The organism is Prevotella sp. P5-108 (genome assembly GCF_002251385.1).
Taxonomy (GTDB): Bacteria; Bacteroidota; Bacteroidia; order Bacteroidales; family Bacteroidaceae; genus Prevotella.
The window spans coordinates 82,731-92,992 of record NZ_NPJJ01000026.1 but is presented as its reverse complement, the minus strand read 5'-3'; the positions used below and the strand labels follow the sequence as shown (position 1 = coordinate 92,992).

Genomic DNA, 10,262 nt, shown 5'->3' with positions numbered 1-10,262 from the left:
GTACCAGCCTTTTTCAACTGAATGGTGATTTGCCTTGTAATCAAGTCGTTATCTGCAGCATAAAGCGACAAACAACCAAGCAACATAAACATCAAGGTAAAAAAACTACCTCTTTTAATAATTTGTTTCATAACTATTCTTTTTTAATTTACCACAGTGCAACTTTGCCTGCTATTCCCAAGTCAATAGTTGCTGTAACTACACCCAATGCCTTAAACACTCTTCTCATAGTTGGAATAGTTATACTATAACCTCTTTCCAATCGAGAAATCTGCGCTCTTTTCACTCCGATACGCTCGCCAAGTTGTTCTTGCGTCAAGTTTTGTTCTATACGAGCTTTTTTGATAGCTTCGCCCAGTCTGTAAGCATGTAATGCTTCATCCACATCACTTTCGAAAGCGTCACGTTTTGGAGTGCCAATTTTTCCGAAATGCTTGTCAAGAACATCATCTAATGGAGTAAGATTCATCTGTGCCATAATTACTTATTTTTGAAATATTCTTTTCTGATTGCTTCTGCTTTCGCTATTTCCTTACTTGGTGTCTTTTGAGTTTTCTTGATAATACCGTGAGTGGCAATCACCAATGTCTCTTTGTCCCTATCCCAAAAGGCAAAAAGCCGATAAGCAGTCTTATTATATAATGTACGGAACTCCCATATCTCCGAATTTTCTAACTTCTTGAAAAGTTCCTTGTTGCGTTCTCCTCCTGCAACACGCTTGATGTTGTAGTATATCTTGTAAGATACCGCTTCAGGTAAACTCTCAATGAAGTCCTGTGCCTCGTCTGTCAAGACAAGTCGGAAGATATTTTGTGCCATATTATTCTTTTTGGTTGACAAAGATACTCATATTGTTTCATAAAAAAGAAACATCTGCGATAAAAAGCCATCTTATGCTACATTTTTAACTTTTTAGCTACATATAATTGCGCATCAAGAACTAACAGGCAGGTTGCGAAGTACATTTGTAAACTCAGTTGAAATCATCTAAATCATAACTGAAAATAAATCATAAAAGATAAACTGCATTTTTGTAAGTCGAAGTTTTTGTTGTACTTTTGCAACCGACAAGAGTTGTTTGACAAGCAAACGTATGCGCATTGCAGAAATTAGAACCATTGCTAAATCATTACCTCCATTGAGGTGAAACACTCATAAATCGCTCATTCTAAGCTATTCGGCAGTTTTTAGCGTAATTTTAACGGAAAAGAGAAGAAGAAGAATCCGAAAATTCATACTTTTGCACCATATATAACTGATGGCACACACCTATGGTACGCCATCAACCCAAAACTACAACAGACATGGAAGAAAACAAAGCTCGAATTATGGTCGTCGACGACGAACAGGACCTCTGCGAAATCCTGAAGTTCAATCTTGAGACCGAAGGATATCAGGTAGCTACCGCATACTCGGCAGAAGAGGCGCTGGAGAAGAATCTGGCGCGCTTCGACCTGCTGCTTCTCGACGTGATGATGGGCGGCATGGATGGGTTTGCAATGGCAGAGAGGCTGAAGTCCAACCCCGAGACAGCCCACGTACCCATCATCTTCCTCACCGCCAAGACCGATGAAAACGACAAGGTCAACGGACTCAATCTGGGTGCCGACGACTATATCGCCAAGCCATTCTCCATACGCGAAGTGATGGCACGCGTAAGGGCGGTGCTCCGCCGCTCGGGCGAAAAGAGCGTCGGACAGCAGATACTGAAGTTCCGCGGGCTCGAAGTCAACCTCGACAAAAAGACCGTGAGCATCGACGGCGAAGACATCCCCTTCAGCAAGACCGAGTTTGAACTCCTGGCGCTGCTGTTGCGTGAGCGTGGCCATGTCTTCTCCCGCCAGGAACTCATCAACCGCATCTGGCCCAAAGACGTGCTGGTGCTCGACCGCACAGTCGATGTCAACATCACCCGCATGCGCAAGAAGATTAAGGACTATGCCCACCACATCGTGACAAGGCTGGGTTACGGCTATTTCTTTGAAGAGTAACACTATGAGAAGACCCACGGTAGGACAGAAGTTGTTTGTAGGCGTCATCGCCGTGTTTCTGGTCTTCGCCAGCACGTTCATCGTGTATCAGCAGGCGAGGGAGAAACAGTTCAAGATAGACGCTCTCAACATCAGGCTGCAGGACTTCAACGACCGCATGGCCGACGAAATCCACGACGGTGTCATCGCCACCGAGCGGGAGTACAGCGACTATGTGCGCCGGCACCATGCACCGGGACTGAGAGTGACCCTCATCCGTCCGTCGGGCGTAGTAATCTATGACAACTGGTCCAAGCGCAAAGCCCACATTGGCAACCACGCCTCGCGCCCTGAAGTCAAGCAGGCGCTCGAGCATGGCACGGGCTCTACCGTCGAGCGCAGCAGCAACACGATGAAGGGCTACTTCTTCTACTCGGCGTCCTACTACCCCGACGACAGCCTCATCGTGCGCAGCGCTTTGCCCTACAACCACGACCTGGCCAAATCGCTCCAGGCAGACCAGCATTACCTGTGGTTTGCATTGGCTGCAATCTTCATATTGGTCATCATACTCTACCACTTCGCACACAGGCTGGGCAAGAACATATCCACGTTGCGCGCCTTTGCCATCAGGGCGGGTCACAACGAGTCGCTGGAGACCGAGGAGCTCATCAACTTCCCCAACGACGAACTGGGAGAGATAGCCGAGAAAATCATCAAGATATACAAACAGCTGCAGCACACCCGCCGGGAGCAGGATGTGCTCAAGCGGCAGCTCACCCAGAACATTGCCCACGAACTCAAGACTCCTGTGGCAAGCATCCAGGGCTATCTGGAGACCATCCTCGACAACCCCAATGTCGACGATGCCATGCGCCAGCAGTTTCTGGAGCGCTGTTATGCCCAGAGCCAACGCCTCACGTCACTACTGCAAGACATATCGACGCTCAACAAGATGGACGACGGCGTCCAGATGATGGACTTCACCGATGTCGACGTGGCGCAGCTCGTGGCGGGCATCGCCAAGACCACCGCCCTACAACTGGAGCAGAAGGGAATGAAGGCAGTGGTAGACTTGCCCGAACGGCTCGTCATCCACGGCAACCAGAGTCTGCTCTACAGCATCTTCCGCAACCTCACCGACAACGCCATAGCCTATGCCGGCGAGGGCACCACCATCCAGCTGAGCGCCCATGACGAGGGCAGCCAGTGGCGGTTTGTCTTCAGCGACAACGGAGTGGGCATCGAGCCTCAGCATCTGTCACGCATATTCGAGCGCTTCTACCGAGTAGACAAGGGGCGCAGCCGGAAGATGGGCGGCACAGGGCTCGGGCTCGCCATCGTCAAGAACGCCGTGGGGCTGCACGGTGGCTCCATCACCGCCACGTGCCCCGCTGAAGGTGGAATGAGATTTGAATTTACCCTAAACAAGTAACAATACAAGAACAAACAACATGAAGACTATCACCGCAACACCCCTACAGTCGCGCGAGATAGCCCGGCTCATCATGGTGGCCATGAACTACGAGTGCTGCCAGTACTTCGCCGGCGACAACCATACGCTCGACGAGTTTGAAGACATGATGACCGCTCTGGTAGAGCGCACCGACAGTCAGTACAGTCATCTCAACACGCTGGTAGCCCTCGACGGCGACGACATCGCCGGCATCTGCGTGAGCTATGATGGCGGACAGCTGCACCAATTGCGTCAGGCGTTCATCAGAGAGGCCCTCCACCGCTTTGGCCGTGACTTCTCTGCCATCGACGACGAAACCCAGGCTGGCGAACTCTATATCGACAGCATCTGTGTGAAGCCCGAATACCGCGGCAAGGGCATTGCCTCGCAGCTCATCGAGGCTACCATAGACAAGGCACGCACCCTGGGACTGCCGGCAGTAGGTCTGCTCGTAGACAAGGGCAACCCCAAGGCCGAGAAGCTCTACTCCCGCATAGGTTTTGTGCATGTGGACGACTCTGCTTGGGGCGGACACGCCATGAAGCACATGCAATACAAGCTGTAAGGCCATCCCGGCTGGCTGGGAGATGACCCCGGCGACGCTGGAGCAAAACTATACGACACAGAAGACTATCTATACGAGATGGGGGAAAACCACTGGCATTGTGCCTTTGGTTTTCCCCCATTTTCTGTTGATTGCTGTCCAGACTGTGATGGACGCTGGAACGGTCCTGACTATGGGCAGGACCTGTGCGGTCATTTCTGCGCTTTTTCCCAGTCCTCCCACTCTCGCATAGCCTGTTGCCAGTCGGTCTGCTCGCCGCTTTCCACTGCCTGGCGCTGGCGTTCAGCCTCATCGCGGGCACGGTCGCGGGCACGCTTAGCCTTCATATAGGCAATAGTGGCGTCGTCGAGTATCTGAATGGCACCACGGTCGAGCGCGGCCTGCAGTTCGTCTTCGCCGAAAGCACGGCCAGGCTCGTTGAAGTCAGAGATGTTGAACTCGTAATTGACTCTGAGTTCATGTCTTACCTGCTTCTGCTGGGCGCGGTTACCTGCGTTCTTCAGTCTGAGCAGTTTGGCTATTTGAATGATTTCAGTCTGTGAGAATTTGTTTCTTCCCATGCTTCATTCTACTTATTTCAGTTCCAGTTCTATCACCTTGTCTATCTCGGTGGGCACCTCGTTGAGCAACAGAGTGATGCCGTCGCCGCTCTTGGCCATCTTGACAGGTCTACGGGTGACGAAGTCGACAGCGCTCTTTATCTTCTTGTTGCCAGTGGGGAGGAAGAGGCCCTTGTCCTTGAGGTCGAGGATGTGCACATAGAGCTTATTGCCCTTCTGGGTGGTCACGCCCCAGTTGTGGGGAGCCACGATGCCCGCACGGCAACCATAGATGGTCTCGCCGTAGGTCTTCATCCACTCACCCATTTCGGCCAGACGACTCACGGCCACCTCCGGGAGATTGCCGTCGGGCTGAGGGCCGATGTTCATGAGCAGGTTGGCGTTCTTGCCAGCAGCGCGGACGAGATACTGCACCAGTGTCTTCTTGTTCTTATAGTTCTGGTCGGTAATCTTATAACCCCACATACCATTCATGGTCTCGCAGGTCTCGAGGGGCAGACGGCTGATGTCCTGGCCAGAGAGTCCGGCGGTATTCTCACCAGGCAGGTCGCGCTCGAAGATTTGCATATCCTCGCCATCGAAAGGAGTGACGTGGTGGTTGTTGCCGACGAGACAGGCGGGCTGCAGACCGTGGATGAGGGCATACTGCTCGGGCAGCTGCCAGTCGAAGTTGGGGTCTTCATTGTGGTCCCACCATCCGTCAAACCAGATGGCACCAATCTTACCATAGTTGGTAAGCAGCTCGGTCAGCTGGTTGTTCATAAACTGGTAATAGCTCTTCCAGTCGCCCTTGGCGCTGGGTCGTCCGGTACCTCTTCCGGTGCGTCCCCAGGGGTAGTCCTCGCGATACCAGTCCAGATGCGAGTAGTAGAGATGGAGGGCGATGCCCTGGCGATGACACTCGTCGGCGAGTTCCTTGAGGATGTCGCGCTTGAAGGGAGTGCCGTCTACAATATTATAATTGCTGTACTTGGTCTTGAACATAGAGAAACCCTCGTGATGACGAGTGGTGAAGCAGATGTACTTGGCACCCGACGCCTTGATAGCGCTGACCCACTTGGCAGCGTCAAACTCAGCGGGGTAGAAACCTTTGGCGAGCTTCTCATACTCATGATAGTTCAGGTTCTTGTTGGTCATAGTCCACTCGCCAGTGGCAAGCATACTGTAGAGACCCCAGTGGAGAAAGACACCAAAGCCCATGTCGCGGAATTCCTTTCTGGCCTGCAGATTGTCTTCGGTGGGTTCATACTTGGCGCTTGCCGATGTGGCAGTAAGCAGCAGTGCTGTCAGCGCGATGGCTACTCTCTTGAAGTTAGGCATTTTCATGTAATTTTTAATTATAGTTTGTGTCATTTCTGTGACTTCTCCTGTGCGCCCCACCCCGTTGCGCGGCGACGGAGCCATGCTTGCGGGCGCGGGCCAGAGGCTTGGCGGGCGACCGACTGTTGCCGGCAGAGCCACGGGGCGGCTCATTCCGCCTCTCCTTACCGATGCTCTCCGGGCTACGGTCTCCTCTTCTGAGCGAGAGGCATGGGACTGGTTTGGGAATTCAAAAATACACTCTTTATCTGTAACCTGCAAGTTTTTAGGTTAAAATTCTTTCCCTGTAGGAAAAAAATAGGGCAAACGCGATGTAGTTCAGAAAAAAACATATACTTTTGCCAAGATTTATAATCAACTTCATCTAACTTGTCATGAACACAGAACAATTATCGCCTGCCAAGAAAACCATCGTGGGTGTGCAGTTTCTCTTCGTAGCCTTTGGCGCTACGGTGCTGGTACCCCTTCTTATTGGCATCAATCCCGCCACGGCACTCTTCACCGCCGGTGTGGGCACCCTCATCTTCCATGTTGTCACCAAGGGGCGCGTGCCTATCTTCCTGGGCAGCTCGTTTGCCTTTATCGCCCCTATCATAGCCGCCACCAAGCAGTGGGGACTCCCCGGAACCATAGCCGGACTCACCAGCGTGTCGCTTGTCTACTTTGTGATGAGCGCTCTGGTCAAGTGGCAGGGCCGCAAACTGCTCGACAGGCTCTTTCCGCCGGTGGTGATAGGCCCCGTCATCATCCTCATCGGCCTCTCACTCTCGGGCAGTGCCGTCAACATGGCCAAAGACCACTGGCTGCTCGCCTTCGTATCGCTTATCACCGCCATACTGGTGCTCACGCTCTGCCGCGGACTGATGAAGTTGGTGCCCATACTCTCGGGCGTGGCAGTGGGATATATCGTGGCGGTGTGCATGGGCGAGGTCGACTTCACGGGCGTGGCCAATGCCTCATGGATAGCCATGCCGGTGGCTTTTGACACTATCACCCACTTCAGCTGGAGCCCCTTCCTCTACATGATGCCCGTAGCCATAGCGCCGGTGATAGAGCATATCGGCGATGTCTATGTGGTGAGCGCCGTGGCAGACAAGGATTTCGTCAAAGACCCTGGTCTCCACCGCACCATGCTTGGCGACGGTCTCGCCTGTCTGTGTTCCGCGTTTCTTGGAGGACCTCCCGAGACCACCTATTCGGAAGTGACAGGAGCCATGTCTATCACCAAGGTGACCAGCCCGGCCGTGATACGCATCTCTGCCCTTACCGCCATCTGCTTCTCTGTCGTGGGTAAGCTCAGCGCGCTGCTCCAGTCTATCCCCCAGGCCGTGCTGGGCGGCATCATGCTGCTGCTCTTCGGCACCATAGCCAGCGTGGGCGTGCAGAACCTGATGCAGCACCGCGTGGACATGAACGACACGCGCAACGTGATAATCATCTCCGTGATGCTCACTATGGGCCTCGGCGGCGCCGTGCTCTCCGGAGGCTCGTTTGCCATCTCGGGCATAGGTCTGTCGGCGGTCATCGGCGTGGTGCTCAATCTGGTACTGCCCAAGACCAAGGCAGAGGAAAAGTAGACCATCCTGGCACAGACCCTGACGGCCCACACCCCCTCATACACCCACCCCACCACCGCAGCGGCAAGGACTGCGGTGATGGCGGGCAGGTAGGCTAATCCTAACAATTAAAGTATATCCATCCATTAACGTTTAACTAAAAACAATGAGTACACTGACTATTGCAATCATCATCGTTTTTGTGTTCGGCTATCTGCTTATCGCGCTCGAGAGCCTGACACGTGTCAACAAGGCAGCCATAGCGCTGCTTATGTTTGTGGCGTGCTGGACGCTGTTCATGATAGACCCGGCAGCCTACATCAACGGATGCGGCTCCGACATCGCCAACCAGGTGAGCGCCGTCATCGAGCACCATCTGGGCAGCACCTCTACCACCCTGTTCTTCCTCATGGGAGCGATGACCATCGTCGAGGTGGTCGACCAGAACGGTGGCTTCAACTGGGTGCGCGGCGTGATGCAGACCCGCAGCAAGAGAGCGCTGCTATGGCGCATCAGCATCGCCACATTCTTCCTATCAGCCATACTGGACAACCTCACCACCAGCATCGTCATGGTGATGATACTGCGCAAGCTGGTCGAAGACCGCCCCACGCGCATCATCTACGCCTCGATGGTCATCATAGCCGCCAACTCGGGCGGCGCGTTCTCGCCCATAGGCGACGTGACCACCATCATGCTCTGGAACAAGGGCGTGGTGACAGCCCTCGGCGTAATCAGCGAACTGCTCATCCCCTCGCTCATCTCGATGGTGGTGCCCGCCTTTATCCTGCAGTTTACCCTCAAGGGCACGCTGGCCGAGGCTGACGACAGCACCAAGACCGAGACCGCAGAGCTCGACTTCACCGAGTCGCAGCGCCGCATCGTGTTCTATGTGGGCGTAGGCGGACTCATCTTCGTGCCCATCTTCAAGGCCATCACCCATCTGCCTCCCTTTGTGGGCATCCTCCTCGTACTGGGCACCCTGTGGACCGTCACCGAGGTCTTCTACCGCCATCTGCGCCAGAAGAGCGACCGCTCGAGCATGCAGAAGCGTGTGGCTACGCTGCTCTCGCGCATCGACCTCTCTACCATACTCTTCTTCCTTGGCATCCTCATGGCTGTGGCCTGTCTCGAGCAGACCGGCGTGCTGGTAGCCTTGGGCGAGACGCTCAACGACGTATTCCAGGGCAACCACTATCTCGTCACCGGCGTGATAGGCGTGCTGTCGAGCATCGTCGACAATGTGCCCCTCGTGGCAGGATGTATGGGCATGTATCCCGTGGCACCCACAGGCGACATGGCAGTCGACGGCATCTTCTGGCAGCTGCTGGCCTACTGTGCCGGAGTGGGCGGCTCGATGCTCATCATCGGTTCGGCTGCAGGCGTAGTGGTCATGGGCCTCGAGCGCATCTCCTTCGGATGGTACATGCGCCGCATCACATGGATAGCCTTTGTGGGCTATATCGCCGGCATCATGGCCTATGCCCTCATCCGCACCTTCATCATGCCCGTGGCGCTCTAAGCCACCGGAGCAGTTCCCCATACTACGGCAGCGCCTGCCAGCGCCGCCCTCATGACCCCAGCCGGGGCATCCTCGACCAAGCAGGATGCCCCGGCTGTCTGTTTGGCAGATTTGGCTGGCAGCAGCGTGGGCTGGGAGGGCATCGACAGCGGCATCGCCATCAGGAATGTCGGCGCCGGAGCCGACTCTGGCGGCGAGGAGGTCGCCTGGGCTGGCTCGTATCAATAGACACGAGCCCGCGTATCATACGTTACGAGCTCACGTGCCTTATGTCACGAGCCTTCGTGTCATACGATACGAGCCTCGAGAGTCAACCGCGGCGGGCGCAAAGCAGCTCACTGTGAACTCAATGGCGAATGGAGAAGAAAGTCAACACGATTGGTTCTTCCGGGGAGGCAGACCGTCTGCGCGTCGGGGCGCCCCGTGATAGCCGATAGGCTGTCATGAAAGACGGGAAAACGCACTCACCACAGCCATCATCGGCGACGGGATGAATAGCGGGGATGAAACGTGCGGGGAGAGCAGCCGGGGGAAAAGCCTGGGGCAAAAAAAATCCAGGGGAACGGCTCTTCCCCTGGATATCTCTCGTGGCGGTATGCCCGAGAGCAATGGTATGGCGTCTATGCGTTGACTTTGGCGAGATACTGGTCCATGAGCCACTGCTTCTGCTCAGGGATAGTCATGTGGCTGTTGTCCAGAAGTATGGCATCGTCGGCTTGGCGCAGCGGAGATACCTCACGGTGGGAGTCGATGTAGTCGCGCTCCTGCACATTCTTAAGGATATCCTCGTAGTCGGCCTCCATACCCTTGGCCTTGAGCTCATCGTAACGGCGCTGGGCACGCACCTCGGCCGAGGCGGTGACAAAAATCTTGAGCTCGGCATCGGGGAAGACGGTGGTGCCTATGTCGCGGCCGTCCATCACGATGCCCTTGTCGCGGCCCATAGCCTGCTGCTGCTCGACCATGGCTGAGCGCACAAAGGCGAGCGTGGCCACGGGGCTCACATGCGAACTCACCTCGATCGAACGTATCTCGCGCTCTACCAGAGAGCCGTTGAGATAGGTGTCGGGGCGGCCTGTCTCGGCGTTGAACTTGAAGGTAATCTGTATCTGCGGCATCAGCTGCTGCAGGCGCTCGCTGTCTATGCTGCCGTCGGCACCGAAGAGTCCCGCACGGAGGGCATAGAGGGTCACAGCACGATACATGGCGCCCGTATCGACATAGACATAACCTATCTCGCGAGCCAGGTCTTTGGCCATGGTACTCTTGCCACACGACGAGTGGCCGTCGATGGCTATCACAATTTTCTTCAT

Annotated in this window: 11 protein-coding genes; 6 read left to right on the top strand and 5 right to left on the bottom strand. The window is 54.7% G+C overall.

The genetic code is table 11. The features are described from left to right. Positions 1-148 precede the first annotated feature (148 nt). Positions 149-478, bottom strand: coding sequence for a helix-turn-helix transcriptional regulator (locus tag CIK95_RS04675; protein WP_094386722.1), 330 nt, complete (start codon positions 476-478; stop codon positions 149-151). Between the two features lie 2 nt (positions 479-480). Next, complete coding sequence (locus CIK95_RS04670; protein WP_077195648.1) at positions 481-819, bottom strand: type II toxin-antitoxin system RelE/ParE family toxin; 339 nt, start codon at positions 817-819, stop codon at positions 481-483. 485 nt (positions 820-1,304) lie between these two features. Between CIK95_RS04670 and CIK95_RS04665 the strand changes: the two genes are divergently transcribed. The 3 genes from CIK95_RS04665 to CIK95_RS04655 are packed head-to-tail and all read left to right on the top strand — an operon-like array spanning position 1,305 to position 3,991. Next, on the top strand, positions 1,305-1,991 hold the full coding sequence (locus tag CIK95_RS04665) for a response regulator transcription factor (RefSeq protein ID WP_094386721.1): 687 nt from the start codon (positions 1,305-1,307) through the stop codon (positions 1,989-1,991). Positions 1,992-1,995: 4 nt separating this feature from the next. Next, entirely contained in the window at positions 1,996-3,405 is a 1,410-nt protein-coding gene (locus tag CIK95_RS04660) for a cell wall metabolism sensor histidine kinase WalK (RefSeq protein ID WP_094386720.1), read from the top strand. 19 nt (positions 3,406-3,424) lie between these two features. Continuing rightward, positions 3,425-3,991 carry a GNAT family N-acetyltransferase gene (locus CIK95_RS04655; RefSeq protein ID WP_094386719.1) on the top strand — a complete coding sequence of 189 codons (567 nt, stop codon included), beginning with the start codon at positions 3,425-3,427 and terminating at the stop codon, positions 3,989-3,991. A 191-nt stretch (positions 3,992-4,182) separates the two neighbouring features. Here the strand turns inward: CIK95_RS04655 and CIK95_RS04650 are convergent, their stop codons facing one another. Continuing rightward, positions 4,183-4,551 (bottom strand): hypothetical protein, encoded by a 369-nt coding sequence (locus CIK95_RS04650; RefSeq protein WP_094386718.1) that lies wholly within the window; start codon positions 4,549-4,551, stop codon positions 4,183-4,185. 12 nt (positions 4,552-4,563) lie between these two features. Beyond that, positions 4,564-5,877 (bottom strand): alpha-L-fucosidase, encoded by a 1,314-nt coding sequence (locus CIK95_RS04645; RefSeq protein ID WP_173849861.1) that lies wholly within the window; start codon positions 5,875-5,877, stop codon positions 4,564-4,566. 368 nt (positions 5,878-6,245) lie between these two features. On the opposite strand from CIK95_RS04645, the gene CIK95_RS04640 reads away from it, so the two are divergent. The 3 genes from CIK95_RS04640 to CIK95_RS13130 all read left to right on the top strand — a co-directional run bounded on the left by CIK95_RS04640 (position 6,246) and on the right by CIK95_RS13130 (position 9,177). Continuing rightward, a complete protein-coding gene (locus tag CIK95_RS04640) occupies positions 6,246-7,448 on the top strand; it encodes a uracil-xanthine permease family protein (RefSeq protein ID WP_094466410.1) in 1,203 nt (400 codons plus the stop codon). A gap of 145 nt (positions 7,449-7,593) precedes the next feature. Then, positions 7,594-8,949, top strand: coding sequence for a sodium:proton antiporter NhaD (gene nhaD / locus CIK95_RS04635; protein WP_094386716.1), 1,356 nt, complete (start codon positions 7,594-7,596; stop codon positions 8,947-8,949). Positions 8,950-9,000: 51 nt separating this feature from the next. Then, complete coding sequence (locus tag CIK95_RS13130) at positions 9,001-9,177, top strand: hypothetical protein (protein WP_158215092.1); 177 nt, start codon at positions 9,001-9,003, stop codon at positions 9,175-9,177. Positions 9,178-9,569: 392 nt separating this feature from the next. Here the strand turns inward: CIK95_RS13130 and cmk are convergent, their stop codons facing one another. Further along, a complete protein-coding gene (gene cmk / locus CIK95_RS04630; RefSeq protein ID WP_094466414.1) occupies positions 9,570-10,262 on the bottom strand; it encodes a (d)CMP kinase in 693 nt (230 codons plus the stop codon).

Bases quoted from the DNA above. Each gene is read 5' to 3' on its own strand.
- CIK95_RS04670 (WP_077195648.1), bottom strand. From the start codon at position 819: ATGGCACAAAATATCTTCCGACTTGTCTTGACAGACGAGGCACAGGAC.
- CIK95_RS04660 (WP_094386720.1), top strand. From the start codon at position 1,996: ATGAGAAGACCCACGGTAGGACAGAAGTTGTTTGTAGGCGTCATCGCC.
- nhaD (WP_094386716.1), top strand. From the start codon at position 7,594: ATGAGTACACTGACTATTGCAATCATCATCGTTTTTGTGTTCGGCTAT.
- CIK95_RS04665 (WP_094386721.1), top strand. From the start codon at position 1,305: ATGGAAGAAAACAAAGCTCGAATTATGGTCGTCGACGACGAACAGGAC.
- cmk (WP_094466414.1), bottom strand. From the start codon at position 10,262: ATGAAGAAAATTGTGATAGCCATCGACGGCCACTCGTCGTGTGGCAAG.
- CIK95_RS04640 (WP_094466410.1), top strand. From the start codon at position 6,246: ATGAACACAGAACAATTATCGCCTGCCAAGAAAACCATCGTGGGTGTG.
- CIK95_RS04650 (WP_094386718.1), bottom strand. From the start codon at position 4,551: ATGGGAAGAAACAAATTCTCACAGACTGAAATCATTCAAATAGCCAAA.
- CIK95_RS04655 (WP_094386719.1), top strand. From the start codon at position 3,425: ATGAAGACTATCACCGCAACACCCCTACAGTCGCGCGAGATAGCCCGG.
- CIK95_RS04645 (WP_173849861.1), bottom strand. From the start codon at position 5,877: ATGAAAATGCCTAACTTCAAGAGAGTAGCCATCGCGCTGACAGCACTG.
- CIK95_RS04675 (WP_094386722.1), bottom strand. From the start codon at position 478: ATGGCACAGATGAATCTTACTCCATTAGATGATGTTCTTGACAAGCAT.
- CIK95_RS13130 (WP_158215092.1), top strand. From the start codon at position 9,001: ATGACCCCAGCCGGGGCATCCTCGACCAAGCAGGATGCCCCGGCTGTC.